The organism is Caulobacter segnis (genome assembly GCF_031454995.1).
In the GTDB taxonomy this organism is placed as follows: Bacteria; Pseudomonadota; Alphaproteobacteria; order Caulobacterales; family Caulobacteraceae; genus Caulobacter; species Caulobacter segnis_E.
Genome location: NZ_JAVDRV010000006.1, coordinates 182,133 through 200,287, shown reverse-complemented (window position 1 = coordinate 200,287; position 18,155 = coordinate 182,133). Strand labels below are relative to the sequence as shown.

The following is an 18,155-nucleotide window of genomic DNA, read 5'->3' as shown; positions in this document are numbered from 1 at the left end:
CGCCCTAGCCGTCCGCCTTTTCCGGCTCGCCCAGGAAGTCCTGGGCGAACTCCGGCGTCTCGCCATCGTCAAGGTCCAGCGGATCCTCCTCGTCGCCGGCCGCGCGCAAGCCCAGCGGATCCGGCACGTTGAAGCCTGGCGGCAAGTTCATCTCCAAGAGACCGGCGGCCTTCATCTCCGCGATCCCCGGCAGGTCCGCCAGCGAGGCCAGGCCGTAATGCTCCAGGAAGGCGTCGGTGGTGCCGAAGGTCACCGGACGGCCGGGCGTGCGGCGCCGGCCACGCATCCGGATCAGGCCCAGCTCCAGCAGCACGTCCAGCGTGCCACGACTGGCCTGGACGCCACGCACGGCTTCGATCTCGGCCCGCGTGACGGGCTGGTGATAGGCGACGATGGCCAGGGTTTCCTGAGCGGCCTTGGACAGGCGACGCGGCTCCTCGCGCTCCTCGGTCATCAGGAAAGCCAGGTCATGCGCCGTCTGGAAGCGCCAGCGCCCGGCCACCTCGATCAGCTCGATTCCCCTGCCCGCGTATCGCGTCCGCAGGCCGGCGATTCCGGCGGCGATGTCCGCGCCTTCCGGCAGGCGCTTGGCCAGGTCGACGTCGCTCAGCGGCTCGGCGGCCGCGAACAGCAGCGCCTCGATGCAGCGCTCGACGAAGAGAGGATCCAGCTCGGTGGTCATTCGGCGATTTGCGGCGGCTCGGCCCTGGTCCGCAAGTATATGTCTTCGAACGCCCCAATTTGGCGCGCTTCCAGCACGCCTTCCTTCACCAGCTCCAGCGAGGCAGACAGCGTCGAGGCCAGATAGGACGCTGGCGTCGGCCCGTCGTCGTCCTCGAGCGCCTGCTCGATCGGCGCGACGGAGGACAGAACCGTCCAGTCCTCCATCCTCGGCAGCAGGCTCCGCAGGCGATCGCGAGCGTCCTCCAGCGGATAGGCCGTGGGGGGGCGGGGGGCGTAGTGGCGGCTATGCTCGCGTTTGCGCTGCTCGATATAGGCGCTCATCAGGCCGTAGAGGTCGCCTTCCAGCCGCGTCGACGAGACGATCTTCACCGCCTCTGGGTCGCCGCGCATGAAGACCTGCTGGCCCAGGATCGGGCGTTCCTTCAGGGCTTCGACGGCCTTGCGCATGACATCCAGCTTGGCCAGGCGGAAGGCCAGTTGGGCGGCCATCTCCTCGGCGGGCGGCTCCTCGGCCTTGGGCTGTTCGGGCTTGGGCAGCAGCAGGCGAGATTTCAGATAGGCCAGCCAGGCGGCCATGACGAGATAGTCGGCCGCCAGGGAGAAGCGCACGCGCCGGGCTTGCTGGACAAAGGCCAGGTACTGCTCGGCCAGACGCGTGATCGACAGCTGCAGCAGGTCGACCTTCTGGCTACGGGCCAAGGCCAGCAGGACGTGCAGCGGACCTTCGTAGCCGTCGATGTCGATGACGAGCGCGGCGCCGTCCTCGGCCGCCTCCTGGGCGGCCTCGAAGTCGAATGTGGGCTGGAAGCCCGTGCTCAAGCGTACTTTCCGCCGAACGCCGCATCGAAGCGGGCGCGGGCCTCGGCGACATCGAGGGGCTCGGGAACCCTGACCAGCCGGTTCATGACCGCCTGGGCCCGACGGCGGGCTTCCTTGGACATCTTGCCGACGCCCGACATCACGGCCTTCATCTCGGCCATGTCGCCATTGCAGTGCAGGACGACGTCGCAGCCAGCCGATAGGCTGTCCTTGGCGCGCTGCTTGAAGTCGCCGGAGAGGGCCTTCATCGACAGATCGTCGCTCATCAGAAGTCCGTCGAAGCCGATGGATTCGCGAATGATCTTCTTGATGGCCTTCTTGGAGGTGGTCGCCGGGTTCTTGCGGTCGATGGCCGTGTAGACGACGTGGGCGGTCATCGCCATCGGCATGTCGGACAGCACGCGGAACGGCGCGAAGTCGCGCGCGTCCAGCTCGGCCAGCTTGGCCTTCACGACCGGCAGCTCCAGGTGGCTGTCGGCCAGGGCGCGGCCGTGGCCGGGAATGTGCTTGATGATCGGCAGGACGCCGCCGGCCAGCAGCCCCTCGGCGGCGGCTCGACCGAGCGTCGCCACCTGCTCGGGCGTGTCGCCATAGGCGCGGTCGCCGATGATCTCGTGGCCTTGCGGATCGGGCACGTCCAGCACCGGCACGCAGTCGACGTTGATCCCCAGGGAGTGCAGATCATGCGCGATCAACCGCGCGCCCAGGCGTGTGATCTCGCGGGCGACCAGCGGATCGTTGGCGACCAGCTCGCCATAGGCGCGGCCCGGCGGATAGGTCCGCCAATGCGGCGGCTGCAGGCGGGCGACGCGGCCGCCCTCCTGGTCGATCAGGATCGGCGCGTCGGGCCGGCCGACCGTCTCCCGCAGCGCCGCCGTCAAGGCCCGGACCTGATTGGGATCGGCGATGTTGCGCTTGAACAGAATGAAGCCCCAGGGCTTCACGTCCTTGAAGAAGGCGACCTCCTCGGCCGTCAACGTGGTCCCGGCGCAGCCGAGGATGGCGGCGGAAGAAGCGCCCATCAGCAGGCTCATTTGACGAAGCAGGACTTGCCCGAGGCGGCGATCGCCTCGCAGAACGCCTTGGCCGCTTCACGGCTGGGGAAGCCGGTGACCGAGGTGCGGTAGAGCGTGGTCCCGTTCTTGTCGACGGCCTCGACCTTCTTGCCCTTGCCGGCGGCGAGGCCGGGGGCAAGGCGGACGGCGTCGGTCCAGGCCTTGTCGGCCAGGGCGGGCGAGGACAACGCGCCGATCTGCACCGAGGCCGGACCGGTGGCGGTCGCGACGGGCTTGGGCGCGGCGGCGACGGGCTTCGGGGCTGGCGTCGTCGCGGCCACTTGAACGGGCTTCGGCGCGGGCTTGGGCGCCACGGCGTCGGTCGCCAGCGACTCGATGGTCGGCGCGGCGGCGGCCGGCTTGGCCGGCGGCAGGGCGGCGGTCTGCACCGGCGCGGTGTTCAACGGAACCGCCGGACGCGGCTGCGGCGTCTCCGGCGGGGCGGCGAAGGTCGCCGAGGGCTGGCCGTCCTCGCTGTGGTAGATTTGCAGTCCGGCCGCGGGGTCCTGCGGCTGGCTGTTGGCCGGGGGCGGCGTCTTCATCTCGGCCACCGGGGCGCCCACGGCGGGCGGCGGCGCGTTGGGATCGCGGATGCCGCCGCGATAGACCAAGGCCACGCCGACGACCAGGGTGACCAGCACCACCGCGCTGATGATCAGGGTCATGGGCAGCGGACGCGCGCCGCGCACGGGCTGCCGCGCGTCAAACGACAGAGGCGCGTCGGTGGGCGGCGTGTAGGCCCCGCGGTGCGGATCGGACATCTTAAGCTAAGCTCCAAAAACTCGGGCGCGGATCGAAGGCCTCGAATCGGACGCGCCGGCCTCAGGTTACCCCAAGCCCGCGCCGTCCCAGAAGCATTCGCGCCGCGTGAATGGCGGACGAGGCGAACTCGCCTAGCCGCTTCGCCCCAGCGCTCGGAAGCCTAGTTCCAGACGTCGAGATGAAACAGCTTGCGGTGCTCTTCTATCGCGAAACGGTCGGTCATGCCCGCGATGTAGTCGCACACCACGCGCGCCCTGCCCGCTTCGTCGCGGTTCTGCGACTTGGCGAACCAGTAGGTCGGAAGAACCTCCGGCTCCTTGAGGAATAGCGCGAACATTTCGCCGAGAATACGGCGGGCCTGGCTGCGCGTGCGATTGACGCGCCAGTGGCGGTACATGCGCTCGTAGAGGAACGAGCGCAGGCGGGCCAGATCCTCCGCCATGTCCGGCGAGAAGGCGACCAGGGCGTGGTCCAGCCGTCGCACGTCGTCGGCGGACTGGACGCCGGTCGCCGCGGCGCGCTGCAGGGTCTCGCCCATCACGTCGTCGATCATGGCGCCGATCATGCGCCGGATGGCTTCCAGATGAGTCAGGCGCGGGTCGAGGTCGGGGCGCTCGCTCTTCACCGCGAACAGGATCGGGCCGATCAGCGGCACGTCCATCAGCTCGTCCAGCGTGAAGAGGCCGGCGGTGACGCCATCGTCCACGTCGTGGTTGTTGTAGGCGATGTCGTCGGCTAGCGCCGCGACTTGAGCCTCGGCCGAGGCCCAACTGTCCAGGCCCAGCTCGTACTCGTTGTCGTACTTGGAGATCGCCTTCCAGGACGGCTTGCCCAGCTTATTGGTCACCGGCCCGTTGTGCTTGATGATCCCTTCCAGGGTTTCCCAGGTCAGGTTCAAGCCGAGGAAGTCCGGATAGCGGTGCTCCAGCTCGGTCACGACCCTGAACGTCTGGACGTTGTGGTCGAAGCCGCCGTACTCGCGCATCTGGATCTCGAGCTCGTCCTCGCCGGCGTGGCCGAACGGCGGATGGCCCAGGTCGTGGCCCAGGGCGATGGTCTCGGCCAGATCGCTGTCCAGGCCGAGGGCCGTGGCTAGCGAGCGCGCCACCTGCGCCACCTCCAGCGAGTGGGTCAGGCGCGTGCGGAAGTTATCGCCCTCGTGCGCCACGAAGACCTGGGTCTTCTCCTTCAGGCGACGAAAGGCGGAGGTGTGGATGATGCGGTCTCGGTCGCGCGCGAACGGCGTCCGGGTGCGGCTCTCTTCCTCCTTGAAACGACGGCCCTTCGACTTGAACGGATCTTCGGCGTAGGGCGCGCGCGGGACGAAGTACGGGACCTGAGACATAGACCGCCTTTATCGCGTTGGTCGATTTGGCCCCTTCCGAAGAGGCCCCGACACCCTCATATAGGGCGAAGGTGATTTTTCCACAGCCATGACCCAAACAGACTTAACGCTTTCCGAAAACGCCGCGCGCCGGATCAAGGCCATCGCCGCCAGCGAGGGCCGCCCGCTCATGCTGCGCGTCGCGGTGGACGGCGGCGGCTGCTCGGGCTTCCAGTACCGCTTCGATCTCGTCGACTCCGTCGAGGAGGACGATCTGAAGGTCGAGCGCGACGGGGCCGCGGCGCTGGTGGACGTGGTCTCCCTGGCCCTGCTGAAGGGCTCGGAGATTGACTTCGTCGACGAGCTGGCCGGCGCGGAGTTCCGGGTCCGCAACCCGAACGCCAAGTCCAGCTGCGGCTGCGGCGTCAGCTTCTCGATCTAAGTCGAACGCGGCGCCTTGAGCCACCCGGTCTTGGGCCCTAGCTTCCGGCCTCAAGTCTGGAGTCCTCGATGCGCATCGCCACCTGGAACGTCAATTCGGTCAACGCCCGCCTGGAGCGCGTGCTCGGCTGGTTCGAGGCCGAGGCGCCCGACGTCGCGGTGCTGCAAGAGATCAAGTGCGTCGACGAGAAGTTCCCCGCCGAGGCCTTCGAGCGCTTGGGCTACAACGTCGTCGTCCACGGCCAGAAGACCTATAACGGCGTCGCCCTGCTCTCGAAGCACCCGGTCGAGGACGTGCGCAAGGGGCTTCCCTTCCTGTCCGAGGACGAGGTCGACGAACAGGCCCGCTATATCGAGGCGGTGATCGGCGCGCCGACGCCGTTCCGCGTCGTGGGCATCTACCTGCCCAACGGCAATCCGATCGGCACAGAGAAGTTCGACTACAAGCTCGCCTGGATGCGTCGCCTGCACGCCCACGCCCAAGGCCTGCTGGCGTTCGAGGAGCCGCTGGTTATCGCCGGCGACTACAACGTCATTCCCGAGGCCCAGGACGTCGCCAATCCCGAGGCCTGGCTGGGCGACGCCCTGTTCCGCCCCGAAAGCCGCGCCGCCTTTCGCGCGCTGAAGAACCTGGGCCTGACCGACGCCTACATGCAGGCCGACGGCGCGCCGGGCGGCTACACCTTCTGGGACTATCAAGCCGGCGCCTGGCAGCGGAATCTCGGCATCCGCATCGACCACCTGCTGCTGTCGCCACAGGCCGCCGATCGCTTGGAAAACGTGGTCATCCACCGCGACGAGCGCGACAAGGAAAAGCCGTCCGATCACGTGCCGGTCGTAGGCCATTTCAAAATCTGACGCGCGTTTCCGCCCCTCTGGGCGGGAATCGCAAGCGCCGCTAGTCTGCCGCTCATGAGCGAACTCGCGCGTCTTTTGCTGTTCGTGGCCATCGCCGGCACGGCGGTGACGTTCATGGGCAGCTTCGCCATCTGGTACGGCGACGAGGACCGGCGCATCCGCCGGGCCCTGCGCAATGTGCTCAAGAGCGAGCCGGAAGGCGTGATCGTCGCGCGCGGACGCGGGCGCGGCGCGGGCTTTTCCTTCTCGACCAATCTGCTGGCCGTCGCCTGGGACCGCGGCGCCTGGTGCCTGGTCTATCGCCTTGATGAGCTGACCGGGGCCGAGCTGTTGGTCGACAATCAGGTCATGGGCCGAGTCTTCCGGGGCGAAGGCCGGCGCGCCATCGACCACATGTCGCCGCAGGCCGACACCGTCACCCTGCGCCTCGTGTTCGACGACCCGCGCCATCCGGACTTCACGCTCGACCTGTGGGCGCCCGGCGACGAGCAGCGCCGCGAAAGCCGCTCGGCCGGCGAACTGGTGCAGGAGGCCAACCGCTGGCTGGCGCGCTGCGAGGCGATCGTCCGCCGCCCGCTGCCGCCGCGTCCAGAAAAGGCCGCGCCGGTCACCGTCCGCCCCCCGCCGCCGCCCGAACCGGCTCGTCCCGTCGCTCCGCCGCCTCCCCTGGACGCTTTCGAAGAGGAGGCGGACGATGAGATGTTCGCCTCGCCCGAGCCCGCTCCCGCCGCCGCGACGCCGACGCCCTCCGCGCGGCACTCGTCGTTCGACCAGGTGGCTCGCCCGGCCTCGGCGCGACCGCGCTCGACCGAGCCGGACATGTTCGACGATCCGCCCTGGGACGACGAAGAGACCTTTCCAGCGCCGCCGCCGCCCGAGCCCACCTATAAGCCCGTCTCCAAGGCGCGGCGCGAAGCGCCCAGCGATCAGAACGAGCTGCCGTTCGACCTCGACGAATAGCACATCGCCCTACCGGCTGGTTTCGAAGGCGATCCAAGCCGCGGTCGCGGCCAAGGCGACCGCGAATGTTCTACGCGCCACGACGCTACGCCCAACAAGGGTAAGCCGCCGCGCCAGCCCGTCCGAGGAGAGGACGATGGTTCCGTGGACAAGGATGCTGACCCCGATGTGCGCGCCGCCCAGGATCAAGGCCTGGGCCAAGGGCGAAGCATGGCCCGGCTGAACGAAGCCCGGCAACAAGGTGACGTAGAACAACGCCGCCTTCGGGTTCAGCAGATTGGCGAACAGGCCTTTGCGGAAATGCGTCCAGTCGCTCGAGCCGTCTCGAAGCGCCTCGGCTTTGTCCTTGCCCCGCCAAGCATCGAGCGCCAGCCAGAGCACATAGGCCACGCCCGCCCACCGCAGCAGGTCGTAGAGGTGGCGGTTGACCCGCAGGACCTCGGTCAGCCCCACGACCGAGGCCAGCATGTAGGCTAGCAGCCCGCAGGTGATCCCGGCCACCGTGGCCAGCCCCGCGCGCCGACCTTCCACCGCCGAAAGGCCGGCCAGATAGCCCATGTTTGGGCCTGGCGTGAGCTCGATCAGGGTCACCGCCGCCAAGAACGGCAGGAGGACGGCGGGATCGATCGGCCAGGCGTCGTGCGGCAAGATCGTCTCCACGAGATAGGCGGGGTGAGCCCTAGCCTTCTACCGCCTGCTCGACCGCCAGCGCCAGGTCGAGGGCGCGGGCCGCCTCTCGCCCCGTCACCACGGGACGCGGGGCCTCGCCGCGCACGGCGGCCAGGAAACCGGCCACCGACAGGCCCAACGGGTCCTTGCCCGCCGGCGTCTCGGTGAAGTTCTCGATCAGCGGGTACGGCGTGGTGTTGCGGAAGGCGCGCGTCAGGAAGTCGATCTCGACCTCGCCGGACGGATAGACAACCTTCATGGTCCGCTCGCGCGCCTCGGCGACGCGGGAACTGTCGAACACGGCGGTGAAGCCGTTATCGAACGTCGCCTCGGTCTTGACCCAGTCCAGCGAGGTCGAGCGGGTGATCGCCCCCTCGCCTTCCACCGCGACCGGCTCGCCGTCGCAGAGCGCCAGGGCGAGGTCAATGTCGTGGATCATCAGGTCCAGCACCACCGAGACGTCGAGGTTGCGATCCGACGGCGTGCCGCGCCGCACCGCTTCCAGCCGCAGCGGCTGTTCGGGGATGTCCAGCAGGCCCATGGCCTGGAACACGACCCGCTCCTGGTGGCCGCAGGCCAGCGGCACGCCGGCCTTGTCGGCGGCGGCCACCATCTTGTCGGCGTCATCGGGCGTCACGGCCAGGGGCTTTTCAGAATAGACCGGCTTGCCCGCCTTCAGCGCCGCCAGCGCCGCGCCCGCGTGGTGCACGGCCGGCGTCGCGACAGTCACCACGTCGACGACGGCGAGGAAGGCGTCCATGTCGTCGAAGGCCTCCGCGCCCAGCGGCGCGGCCAAGGCCTGGGCCCGCGCCAGATCGACGTCGAACACGCCCGCCAGCGTCACTCCCGGCAGGTCCGCGTACTTCTTGGCGTGATAGCCGCCGAACACACCGGCGCCGACGACGCCCGCTTTCAGAGTCTGGGTCATGGCGCGCTGTCTACTCCGCTTCGCGACCGCATAGAAGCACTGGAGCCTTGCGTAAGGACGCGCTAAACATTCGTTTAAATTGACAACGCTTGGCTGGGCCAAGGGGAGGAAGATCATGACCACGTCGCGCGAGATCCGCCTGAAGAGCCGTCCCGTCGGGCTTCCCCAGGCCTCCAACTTCGAACTGGCCACCGTCGACCTGCCCGCCCCGGGTCCCGACGAGATCCAGGTTCGGAACCTGTGGATGTCGGTCGACCCCTACATGCGCGGCCGCATGTACGACCGCCCCAGCTATGTGCCGCCCTTCCAGATCGGCCAGGCGCTGCAGGGTGGCGCGGTCGGCGAGGTCATCGCGTCCAACGATCCCGACTTCAAGCCGGGCGACATCGTCAGCTCGATGTTCGGCTGGCGCGAAGCCTATAACGCCTCGCCCAAGGCGCTCGCGGCCGGCGGCCTGGGCGCCATCACCAAGCTCGACACCCACGGCATCCCGCCCCAGGCCTTCCTGGGCGTGGTCGGCATGCCCGGCCTGACCGCCTATGTCGGCCTGCTGCGCGTGGCGGCGCTGAAGGACGGTGATGTCGTGTTCGTCTCGGCCGCCGCGGGCGCGGTCGGTTCGGTGGTCTGCCAGATCGCCAAGCTGAAGGGCCACACCGTGATCGGCTCGGCTGGCGGTCCTGAAAAAGTGGCGTTCCTGAAGTCGATCGGCGTCGATCACGTCATCGACTACAAGGCCACGCCCGACGTGGTTGCCGAACTCGCCAAGGTCGCCCCCAAGGGCATCGACGTCTATTTCGAGAATGTCGGCGGCGTGCACCTGGAAGCGGCGATCAATTCGGCGCGCCCCTTCGCCCGCTTCGCCCTGTGCGGGATGATTTCGCAGTACAACGAAACCGGTAAGCCCGAGGGTCCGTCGAATATCATCCAGGCCGTCGGCAAGAGCCTGCGCCTGGAAGGCTTCATCGTCTCGAACCACATCGACATGTTCCCGCAATTCGCCAAGGACATGGCCGAGTGGATCAAGGCCGGAAAGATCACCTGGAAGGAAACCGTCGAGAACGGCGTCGAGCGCGCCCCCGACGCGTTCGTAAAGCTCTTCACCGGCGAGAACCTCGGCAAGATGCTGGTGAAGCTGAGCTAGGGTCTAGTCGCGGGGTTCGAGCTTCGACACCTCGAGCCCCGTCGGCGTCTTCTTGAACTGGAACTTCACGCGGGCTCCGGGTGTGATGGGCGCCTCGGCCAGCACGTCGGCATAGACCTTGAAGCGGTCGCGGCCCGCCCTTAGTCCCGCCGCGCTCGCGCCGTCGTGATCGAGCGTGAGAATCTGACCCTCGAGGCTGGAGATGACGCCCTGGGCCTCGTAGCTCGGAAGCGTTTCGGTAGACTCCACGGCCTCTACCGCGGCTGACTTCGCGCGCCCCGTTTCGGACGTATCGCCGCAGGCCGCCAGCGCCGCGAGGCCAGCCAAAGCAAAAAAGTACCGGCAATTCATCATCTTAGCGAAATTCCCCCATAAGGCGATCAGATCTCGCCGGGCGCGCGTTCGGTGCATTTTCTCGCAACTGCGAAATCGGCGTGATTTCTGGTAGCGAATTTGTGATCGAGGTTTTACTGTGTGCGTCGCCGGTGCTTCTCCACGCCGGTTTTCGCCGTCATGTATCCGTCACGCGCGCTTGCACGGTTCCCCTAGCGAACCCGAGACGACGCGGAAAGGCCCCGCGGCGGCGAAACACGCGGAGAGAGCCCGGTTCGCCGGAAAAAGTCCGAGATCTGACGATATGAGCGATCGTTCCGCCCTCTTCGACGTGCGCACCTCCACGAGCGTGTCCCTCGATCAGGTCGTGCAGCGGCGGGAGACCGTCGAGATCCCCGCCGAGGTGCCCTTGGCCATGCCGGTGCAGCCGCTGGGCTTCTGGCAAGGCGGCGCTCGCCGCGCCGCCGCGATCGTCTCCAGCATGACGATGCGCCGCTGGGTTGTCGCGCTCGCCACCATCGTCATGGGCGTCGCCGGCTGGAAGGCCACGTTCGACACCATCGCGCTGGGCGGCGTGACCCGGCTGGAAGCCATCGTCCTGACCCTGCTGGCCCCGCTGTTCCTGGCCCTGTCGCTGTGGTTCTGCACGGCCGTGGCCGGCTTCGTCATCCTGCTGGGCAAGCCCAAGGATCCTCTCGGCATCGACAGCGAAAAGCCGATGCCCAAGCTGCACACCCGCACCGCCATCCTGATGCCGGTGCACAACGAGGACGCCGCCGCCGTCTTCGCCCGTCTGCGCGCCATGGACGCCTCGCTGGCCGAGACCGGCCTCAGCCGTCACTTCGACATCTTCGTGCTCAGCGACACGCGCGACGCCCAGGTGGCGCTGGCCGAGCAGGCCTGCTTCGCCCGCTTCCGCCGCGAGGCCCACAGCAACGTCTACTATCGCGTCCGCAAGGAAAACACGGGCCGCAAGGCCGGCAACATCGCCGACTGGGTCAGCCGCTGGGGCGGCGCCTACGAGCACATGCTGGTGCTGGACGCCGATAGCCTGATGACGGGCGACGCCATGGTCCGCTTGGCCGACGCGATGGAGCGTCATCCGGGCGCCGGCCTGATCCAGACCATGCCGATGATCATCAACGGCCAGACGATCTTCGCCCGCACCCTGCAGTTCGCCACGCGCCTGTATGGCCGCGTCGCGTGGACGGGCCTGGCCTGGTGGTCGGGCGCGGAGAGCTCCTTCTGGGGCCACAACGCCATCGTTCGCACCCGCGCCTTCGCCGAGACCTGCGGTCTGCCGCACCTGAACGGCCCCAAGCCCTTCGGCGGCGAGGTGATGAGCCACGACGCCCTCGAGAGCGCCCTGCTGCGCCGCGGCGGCTGGAGCGTGCACCTGGCCCCCTACCTGGAAGGCTCCTACGAGGAGAGCCCCTCGAACCTGCTCGACTTCGCCACCCGCGACCGTCGCTGGTGCCGGGGCAATATCCAACACGTGCCGCTGGTCGGCCTGCCCGGCCTGCACTGGATGAGCCGCCTGCACCTCGTCATCGGCGTGCTGAGCTACGCCCTGTCGCCGCTGTGGTTCATCGCCCTGACGGCCGGGATCACCTCGCGCGCCCTGATGCCCGAGCTGAAGAAGGCGGCCTTCACCATGGCTGACCTGCAGGCCGCCGCCCACGCCCTGATCGACTGGCGCGAGATCCAGGCCACCGCCTGGGCCATGATCATCACCTTCGTGCTGCTGTTCGGCCCGAAGATCCTGGGCGCGATCCTGGTCCTGAGCCGCAAGGCCGAGGTCAAGGGCTTCGGCGGCAAGCGCCGCATGGCCGCTGGCCTGGCCGTCGAGATGCTGCTGTCGGCCCTCGTCGCGCCGATGCTGATGTTCACCCAGACCCGCGCCATCGTCGAGATCCTGGCCGGCAAGGTCGGCGGCTGGGCCACCCAGCGCCGCGACGCCGACAAAGTCAGCTTCAAGGAGGCCTCGGCCGCCATGGGCTGGATCAGCGCCGCGGGTCTCGTCCTGGCCAGCGTCTTCTGGTTCACGCCGGACCTGTTCACCTCGACCGCGCCGATCCTGCTGGGTCTGGTGCTGGCCGTGCCGCTGACCATGCTGGGCGCCCACAAGGTCGCCGGCCTGAAGCTGAAGACCAACGGACTGTTCATGACCCCGGAAGAGCGCCGCCCGCCGGCCATCGTCCGCGCGGCCCTGGGTCCGTCCTGCGAGCCGCCGATCCGTTGGTTCGCCCGCAATGGCCGCCCGATTGGCCCGACCACCAAGATCCGCGACGCGGCCTGATATCCGCGCGTCAAGCGCTTTGATGATCTGGCCGCGAGGCTCTCGGAAGAGTAGAAGCGCGACTTCGTTTCTCTTCCGGAGCCGTGCGCCGTGTCGCGTCTGTTCAGCGCCTATGTGATCGTGGATTGGAGCGCCGCGGCCAAGCCGAGCACGGGCGCGGACTCCATCTGGATCGGCGTGCTCAAGCGCGACGTGCGCTTTCGCCTGACCTTCGAGAGCTACAATCCGGCGACCCGCGCCGAGGCCGAGACGCGGTTGGCCGCGATCCTCGACGACCTGAAGAAGCGCGGCGAGCGGGCCCTGGTCGGCTTCGACTTCCCGCTGGGCTTCCCGCGCGGCCTCGCCAAGGCCCTGGCCCTGCCCGGCGACAAGCCCTGGCGCGCGGTCTGGGACCAGCTGGCCAAGATGGTCAAGGACAAGGCCGACAACACCAACAACCGCTTCGGCGTCGGCTCGGAAATCAACCGCCGCCTGACCGGCGGCCCGTTCCCGTTCTGGGGCTGCCCGCCCAAGGACGCCCTGACGACGCTGCAGCCCAAGCGCGTCCGCGAGCACGGCCCCGACGACCTTCCCGAGTTCCGCCAGGCCGACAAGGCCGCGAAAGGCGCGCACTCGATCTGGAAGCTCTATTACAACGGCTCGGTTGGCGGTCAGGCGATCGTCGGCATCCCGGCCGCGCGCCGCCTGAAGGACGCGCGCGGCGAGGCGGTGCGCGTCTGGCCGTTCGAGACGGGCTTCAAGACCCTGACCGAGGCCGATCTCGAGGGCGTCGAGGTCGTCGTGGCCGAGGTCTATCCGTCGCTGCTGAAGGCTGTCCCCGCCCCCGGCGAGGTCAAGGACCTGGCCCAGGTGCGCGAGCTGGCCGAGCACTTCGCCAAGCTGGACGAGACGGGCAAGCTGGCCGCCGTCTTCGCCGCGCCCAAGGACCTGGACGAGGACGCCCTGACCGTGGCCGAAACCGAGGAAGGCTGGATCCTGGGGGCCTAGGCGCCCTCGCGCGCCAGCTTTCGGTCCCGCAGATCCAGGATCCTGAACCGCGCCAGCAGGAAGCCGGCCGCCAGGAAGCTGGTGGCGATCACCGACAGCACCACGCCGTTCAGGCCCATGCCGCGCGGGATCGCCAGCCACCAGGCCAGCGGGCCCATGACCAGGGCGTAGCTGATCAGGTGGGTGATGGTCGGGACCCAGACCTCGCCTCGGGCCCGCAGCGCCTGAGCCGCCACGACCTGCACCGCGTCCGGGGCCAGGAAGAAGCAGGTCAGGACCAGGGCCGGCAGGATCAGCTCCAGCGCCGCCGGATCGGTCGTATAGGCCAGGGCCACCCAGTGCCTTGTCGGATAGAGCAGCAGACCCGCGATCACGCCGATCACCGCGATCACCGCGAAGGCGATCCAGCCGGCGCGGGTCATGCCGGCCGGGTCGCGCGCGCCATAGGCTCGCCCGACCTGCACCGCTGTCGCCGAGGCCACGCCCAACGGGATCATGAAGATGATCGCCGCCACGTTCAGCACCACCGCCCAGGCCGCGACGGCCAAGGCGCCGATCCAGCCCGCGACGAGGTTCATGCCGGCGAAGGCCGAGACCTCGAAGAAGTTCGACGCGCCGGCGCCATAGCCGATCCGCCGCTGCTCGATCTCGGCGGGTCGATCTCGGGCGGGCTTGTCGAAGACGCCAAGCTCGCGCGCCTCCCTCATGCGCAGCACATAGATCGCCAGGGCGACCAACAGCGCCAGACGCGCGGCGAAGGTCGACCAGGCGCCGCCGGTGGCCCCCAACGCCGGAAGGCCGATGGTCCCGGGCACCAGCATCAGGTTGGCGGCCAGGTTCACGATGTTGGCCAGCCACATCATCACCGCGCCGGGCGTCGGTCGCGCCAGCCCCTCCAGCCAGAAGGTCAGCACCACGGATACCGAATAGAGCGGCAAGGACAGCGCGAAGACGATCAGCGGCAAGGTCGCGCCGTCGGCCAGACCGTCCTTCAGGCCGAGGCTATGCAGGAACAACGGCCCTAGCAGCGCCTGCAGCGCCATGCCGCCCAGGCCCAACCAGAGACTGTAGCTGAGTCCCCTCCGCAGCACGGCGCCGGTCTCGTGCCGCCGCCCCGCCCCGATGGCGCGCGCGGTCATCACCTGCACGCCGACCAGCAGGCCGACGTTCATGGTCACGAAGATCGAGGACGGCGCCCAGGCCATGGCGTGGAAGCCCAGTTGCTGGGCCGAGTAGTGGCCAACGACGATCGCGTCCGTCAGGCCCATGACCATGATGCCCAGGCGCGACAGCACGACCGGCCCCGCCAGGCGGAGCAGTTCGATCAGATCGGTCAGAATGGGGCCGCGCGGCCGCTCGGGAGTGAGCGCCGTTCCGGCCGCGTCGCGCGGCATCGAAGTCACCAATGTCAAAGAAGGCGCGCAAGGTGGCTTAAGCCCCCTTCTCGGGCAACCGCTTTCGGCAGCGGTTGGAACATCGCGCCCCGCCAGTGGTTTTCCGGGCTCACCCCCAGGAGGCAGCCATGGCCGAGATACAGACGCCCGAATTCGAACAGGCCGGCGAGCGCGCCGCCGAGGCCGAACGCGCCATCCAGGCGCCCCTGGACGCGAAAGAGAAACGCTCCTTCCAGCCGAACGACGAGGAAAAGTCCGAGGCCATGCAGGCCGGCGCGCGCCCCTACCCCGCGCCGCCGTTCCCCGAGCAGCACCAGAGCAAGCCTGGCGATGAATATCGCCTCGATCCGGCGCCCATGTACGACGCGCCGTTCTACAAGGGCTCGGGAAAGCTCGAGGGCATGGTCGCCCTGATCACCGGCGCCGACAGCGGCATCGGTCGCGCCGTGGCGGTGCTGTTCGCCCGCGAAGGCGCCGACGTGGCCATCGCCTATCTCAGCGAGGACAAGGACGCCGAGGCCACGCGACTGGCTGTCGAGATGGAGGGCCGCCGCGCTATCCTGCTGCCGGGCGACGTCGCCGATCCAGCCTACGCCCAAGCCGCCGTCGAAAAGACCGTGGAGGCGTTCGGTCGGCTCGACGTCCTGGTCAATAACGCCGCCTTCCAGGAGCATGTCACCGAGTTCGAGGACCTGACCGAGGAGCATTTCGACCGCACGCTGAAGACCAACCTCTACGGCTATTTCCACATGGCCAAGGCGGCGGTGAAGCACCTCCCCAAGGGCGGCGCGATCATCAACACCGGCTCGGTCACCGGCCTCCTGGGCAACAAGGACTTGCTCGACTACTCGATGACCAAGGGCGGCATCCACGCCTTCACCCGCTCGCTGGCGACACACTTGGTCGACAAGGGGATCCGCGTGAACGCCGTCGCGCCCGGTCCCGTCTGGACGCCGCTGAACCCCGCCGACAAGCTTGGGCCCCAGGTCGCCAAGTTTGGAAGCCAGACGCCGATGAAGCGTCCGGCCCAACCCGAGGAGATCGCGCCGGCCTACGTCTTCCTCGCCTCGCCCCAGACCTCCAGCTACATCACCGGCGAGATCCTGCCGATCATCGGCGGCTATAGCGGCGGCTGAGCCGGCGCGTGCTAAGAGCAACTCCTGTTCAAGGAGTCGCCCATGGCCCGCCGCGTCGCTCTCGTCTCCCTACTTGTCGCCGACTATGACGAGGCGATCGCCTTCTATGTCGGCAAGCTGGGTTTCGACCTGGTGGAGGACACCGACATGGGCGGCGGCAAGCGCTGGGTGGTCGTTTCTCCTGGCTCCGAGGGCACGGACTTCCTTCTCGCCAAGGCCAGTGGCGACCAGGCCGAGGCGATCGGCCGCCAAGGCGGGGGCCGGGTCTGGCTTTTCCTGCACACCGACGACTTCGCCGGCGACCACGCGCGCATGAGCGGGGCCGGCGTGAAGTTCTTGGAAGAACCGCGCCACGAAGCCTACGGTACGGTGGCGGTGTTCGAGGATCTCCACGGGAACCGTTGGGACCTTTTGCAGCCAGGGGCTTAAAGACCGCCATGACGCGCCTGTTCGTTCTCGTCGCGACGCTTCTGGCGTTCGCGTTCCCCGCCTTGGCCGCGCCCAAGGATGGCAAGGTCAGGGTGCTCTATGTCGATCAGTCGGTCGGTTTCGTGCACGCGCCGGTCATGGCGCCGAAGGCCAGCAACGGCCCGACCTTGTCCGAGATCGCCATGGCGGAAATCGGAGCACGCTCGGGCGCCTTCTCAGTCCGCTCGACCCGCGACGCCAGCACGATCACGCCGGCAACGCTGAAGGACATCGACGTCCTGGTGTTCTACACGACCGGCGCCCTGCCCATCGCCCCCGCGACCTGGGCCGCCATCCAGGATTGGATCAAGAGCGGCCGGGGCGGCTTCGTCGGCCTGCACAGCGCCACCGACACCGGCTGGCCCTATGACGGCCCTGGCGAAACCTACACCGCCTTCATCAACGGCAAGTTCGCCGGCCATCCCTGGACGCAAGGCACGCCGATCACCGTCCAGGCCCTGGGCGACGCCAAGGAACCGATGAACCAGGCCTGGCCTCGCCGGTTCGCCTTCGCCGAGGAAATCTACCAGTACGCCGACTACGAGCCGGCCAAGGTCCGCGTGCTGCAAGCGCTGGACTTCAGCGACATGGCGCTGAAGCGGCCCTGGTTCGTGCCGGTCACCTGGACGCGCCAGATCGGTAAGGGGCGGCTGTTCTACACCAACCTTGGCCACACCCCGAGCACCTGGGACGACCCTCGCTATCGCCAGCAGATCGTCGACGCGGTGCGCTGGACCGCAGGCCGCTTGCCGGGCGCCGCGAAGCCCAATCCCGAGGAGCAGGCGCTTTGGGCCCTGCGCGCGCTGCTCGCCCATGACGGACGCTCGCCGGCCGAGATCGAACAGCGCGCGGCTCGCCTGGCCAAGGCCGATCCGGCGTGGCTGCGCGACGCGGCGACGCGCGCCGCGGCGCTGCGGCCGCTGTGGCCGATGAAGCCCGACAGCGACCGCGCGCCGTTCGACGCGGCTTACTCCGCCTTGCTGGCCGAGGTGGTAGCCAAGTCCGCCGGCTGATCGGGTCCGAAGGCTTCCGCCGCGTAGGTCCGCATCTGGGCCGCGATGTCGCCGGGCCAGAGGTCGATCCGCGCCTCGAACGCCATGTCTTCGCCCGCGAACAGAGCGCGCATCGCCTCCTCGAAGCCCGGCAGGTCTCCCGCCATGGCCGACGCGAAACGGTAGGCCGCCTCGCGGGCTGTCCTGATGCGATCGGGTCCCTCGGCGGCGCGGCTGGCGGCCTCGACCAGCTTGCGCATCGCCACCGAGGCGCCGCCGGGCTGGCTTGCCAGCCACTCCCAATGACGCGGCAGCAGGGTGACCTCCCGCGCGACGACGCCAAGCTTGGGACGTCCCCGCCCCCTCGTCGCCTCGATCGGCGCATAGCGCTCCGAGATGCGCTCGGCGCCGCCCGTCAAGTCGAAGTCGATCCCGCGTCCGTCCGGACCGAAAGCCAGAACCTCCGCCTCGGCGGCTAGCGCATGCGCCGCCAAGGCGGCGTCCAGACGGCTCCCCGACGCCACGCGCCGATGGCCATGGAAGACGATGTAACGCTCTTCCATCAGTTCAACCCTCGCGCGTTCAGCGTCCCGATCCAGTGGTCGCGGCGATCCTTCAGACGGCTGGTCCGGCCAAAGTTGTCCAGCCCCTCCACATCGACGGTCTCGAGAGGTTCGAACGCGAAAGCGTCGATGCCATGCCCATTCCACGCCGCCTGCAGGGTCGGCTCGCGGTGCGAACCCAGGCGCAGGGTGAACCATACCCCGCTCTGGCGCGTCGCGAGGTCCGCGGTCGAGCCGACCCACACCTCTCCACTCGCCAAACAGCGCACGGCGTAGACGCCCGCTTCGATCTTTCGCTCTTTGTATGCGCGCGACAGCGCCTTGCGTCCGGACATGATCGCC

20 protein-coding genes are annotated in these 18,155 nt (G+C 68.5%); 9 read left to right on the top strand and 11 right to left on the bottom strand.

The window, feature by feature from the left end; all coding sequences use genetic code 11:
• Positions 1-4: 4 nt before the first annotated feature.
• The 5 genes from scpB to J2728_RS18470 form a co-directional block, all read right to left on the bottom strand.
• Entirely contained in the window at positions 5-682 is a 678-nt protein-coding gene (gene scpB / locus J2728_RS18490) for an SMC-Scp complex subunit ScpB (RefSeq protein ID WP_310001505.1), read from the bottom strand.
• Positions 679-1,503, bottom strand: coding sequence for a segregation and condensation protein A (locus J2728_RS18485; RefSeq protein WP_310001503.1), 825 nt, complete (start codon positions 1,501-1,503; stop codon positions 679-681). The genes scpB and J2728_RS18485 overlap by 4 nt, the downstream gene beginning before the upstream one ends.
• Positions 1,500-2,537, bottom strand: coding sequence for a beta-N-acetylhexosaminidase (nagZ, locus tag J2728_RS18480; RefSeq protein ID WP_310001501.1), 1,038 nt, complete (start codon positions 2,535-2,537; stop codon positions 1,500-1,502). The genes J2728_RS18485 and nagZ overlap by 4 nt, the downstream gene beginning before the upstream one ends.
• A complete protein-coding gene (ftsN, locus tag J2728_RS18475; RefSeq protein ID WP_310001500.1) occupies positions 2,534-3,319 on the bottom strand; it encodes a cell division protein FtsN in 786 nt (261 codons plus the stop codon). The genes nagZ and ftsN overlap by 4 nt, the downstream gene beginning before the upstream one ends.
• Before the next feature lie 161 nt (positions 3,320-3,480).
• Positions 3,481-4,665, bottom strand: a complete 1,185-nt coding sequence (locus tag J2728_RS18470; protein ID WP_310001499.1) for a deoxyguanosinetriphosphate triphosphohydrolase — start codon at positions 4,663-4,665, stop codon at positions 3,481-3,483.
• A gap of 88 nt (positions 4,666-4,753) precedes the next feature.
• On the opposite strand from J2728_RS18470, the gene erpA reads away from it, so the two are divergent.
• The 3 genes from erpA (at position 4,754) to J2728_RS18455 (ending at position 6,903) form a co-directional block, all read left to right on the top strand.
• Positions 4,754-5,086 carry an iron-sulfur cluster insertion protein ErpA gene (gene erpA / locus J2728_RS18465; protein ID WP_310001497.1) on the top strand — a complete coding sequence of 111 codons (333 nt, stop codon included), beginning with the start codon at positions 4,754-4,756 and terminating at the stop codon, positions 5,084-5,086.
• A gap of 68 nt (positions 5,087-5,154) precedes the next feature.
• The gene (gene xth / locus J2728_RS18460) at positions 5,155-5,943 is read left to right on the top strand and encodes an exodeoxyribonuclease III (RefSeq protein ID WP_310001495.1); all 789 of its coding nucleotides are present in this window, start codon (positions 5,155-5,157) and stop codon (positions 5,941-5,943) included.
• A gap of 54 nt (positions 5,944-5,997) precedes the next feature.
• Positions 5,998-6,903: a hypothetical protein gene (locus J2728_RS18455; RefSeq protein ID WP_310001493.1), complete on the top strand. Its 906-nt coding sequence runs from the start codon at positions 5,998-6,000 to the stop codon at positions 6,901-6,903.
• Positions 6,904-6,912: 9 nt separating this feature from the next.
• On the opposite strand, the gene J2728_RS18450 is transcribed toward J2728_RS18455, so the two are convergent.
• Together J2728_RS18450 and J2728_RS18445 are read right to left on the bottom strand one after the other, a co-directional pair.
• The gene (locus J2728_RS18450; protein ID WP_310001492.1) at positions 6,913-7,551 is read right to left on the bottom strand and encodes a LysE family translocator; all 639 of its coding nucleotides are present in this window, start codon (positions 7,549-7,551) and stop codon (positions 6,913-6,915) included.
• Between the two features lie 31 nt (positions 7,552-7,582).
• Positions 7,583-8,500: a Gfo/Idh/MocA family protein gene (locus tag J2728_RS18445; protein ID WP_310001491.1), complete on the bottom strand. Its 918-nt coding sequence runs from the start codon at positions 8,498-8,500 to the stop codon at positions 7,583-7,585.
• A gap of 115 nt (positions 8,501-8,615) precedes the next feature.
• On the opposite strand from J2728_RS18445, the gene J2728_RS18440 reads away from it, so the two are divergent.
• Positions 8,616-9,641, top strand: a complete 1,026-nt coding sequence (locus tag J2728_RS18440; protein ID WP_310001490.1) for an NADP-dependent oxidoreductase — start codon at positions 8,616-8,618, stop codon at positions 9,639-9,641.
• A gap of 3 nt (positions 9,642-9,644) precedes the next feature.
• Here J2728_RS18440 and J2728_RS18435 read toward each other — a convergent pair whose 3' ends face one another.
• Complete coding sequence (locus J2728_RS18435) at positions 9,645-9,890, bottom strand: copper-binding protein (protein ID WP_310001489.1); 246 nt, start codon at positions 9,888-9,890, stop codon at positions 9,645-9,647.
• A gap of 388 nt (positions 9,891-10,278) precedes the next feature.
• Here J2728_RS18435 and mdoH point away from each other — a divergent pair, with 388 nt between their 5' ends.
• Both mdoH and J2728_RS18425 read left to right on the top strand, forming a co-directional pair.
• Positions 10,279-12,273 carry a glucans biosynthesis glucosyltransferase MdoH gene (mdoH, locus tag J2728_RS18430; RefSeq protein WP_310001488.1) on the top strand — a complete coding sequence of 665 codons (1,995 nt, stop codon included), beginning with the start codon at positions 10,279-10,281 and terminating at the stop codon, positions 12,271-12,273.
• A 90-nt stretch (positions 12,274-12,363) separates the two neighbouring features.
• The gene (locus J2728_RS18425) at positions 12,364-13,260 is read left to right on the top strand and encodes a cobalamin biosynthesis protein CbiG (protein WP_310001487.1); all 897 of its coding nucleotides are present in this window, start codon (positions 12,364-12,366) and stop codon (positions 13,258-13,260) included.
• Here J2728_RS18425 and J2728_RS18420 read toward each other — a convergent pair.
• Entirely contained in the window at positions 13,257-14,672 is a 1,416-nt protein-coding gene (locus J2728_RS18420) for an MATE family efflux transporter (protein WP_310001486.1), read from the bottom strand. The two genes, J2728_RS18425 and J2728_RS18420, sit on opposite strands and share 4 nt — an antisense overlap.
• A 110-nt stretch (positions 14,673-14,782) precedes the next feature.
• Here J2728_RS18420 and J2728_RS18415 point away from each other — a divergent pair, with 110 nt between their 5' ends.
• The 3 genes from J2728_RS18415 to J2728_RS18405 are packed head-to-tail and all read left to right on the top strand — an operon-like array spanning position 14,783 to position 17,271.
• Positions 14,783-15,790, top strand: coding sequence for an SDR family oxidoreductase (locus tag J2728_RS18415; protein ID WP_310001485.1), 1,008 nt, complete (start codon positions 14,783-14,785; stop codon positions 15,788-15,790).
• Positions 15,791-15,832: 42 nt separating this feature from the next.
• Entirely contained in the window at positions 15,833-16,219 is a 387-nt protein-coding gene (locus tag J2728_RS18410) for a VOC family protein (protein WP_310001484.1), read from the top strand.
• A gap of 8 nt (positions 16,220-16,227) precedes the next feature.
• Positions 16,228-17,271 carry a ThuA domain-containing protein gene (locus J2728_RS18405; RefSeq protein WP_310001483.1) on the top strand — a complete coding sequence of 348 codons (1,044 nt, stop codon included), beginning with the start codon at positions 16,228-16,230 and terminating at the stop codon, positions 17,269-17,271.
• Here J2728_RS18405 and J2728_RS18400 read toward each other — a convergent pair.
• Together J2728_RS18400 and J2728_RS18395 are read right to left on the bottom strand one after the other, a co-directional pair.
• The gene (locus J2728_RS18400; RefSeq protein ID WP_310001482.1) at positions 17,226-17,813 is read right to left on the bottom strand and encodes a DUF2239 family protein; all 588 of its coding nucleotides are present in this window, start codon (positions 17,811-17,813) and stop codon (positions 17,226-17,228) included. The genes J2728_RS18405 and J2728_RS18400 overlap by 46 nt on opposite strands.
• Positions 17,813-18,148 (bottom strand): GIY-YIG nuclease family protein, encoded by a 336-nt coding sequence (locus J2728_RS18395; RefSeq protein WP_310001481.1) that lies wholly within the window; start codon positions 18,146-18,148, stop codon positions 17,813-17,815. The genes J2728_RS18400 and J2728_RS18395 overlap by 1 nt, the downstream gene beginning before the upstream one ends.
• Positions 18,149-18,155 lie beyond the last annotated feature (7 nt).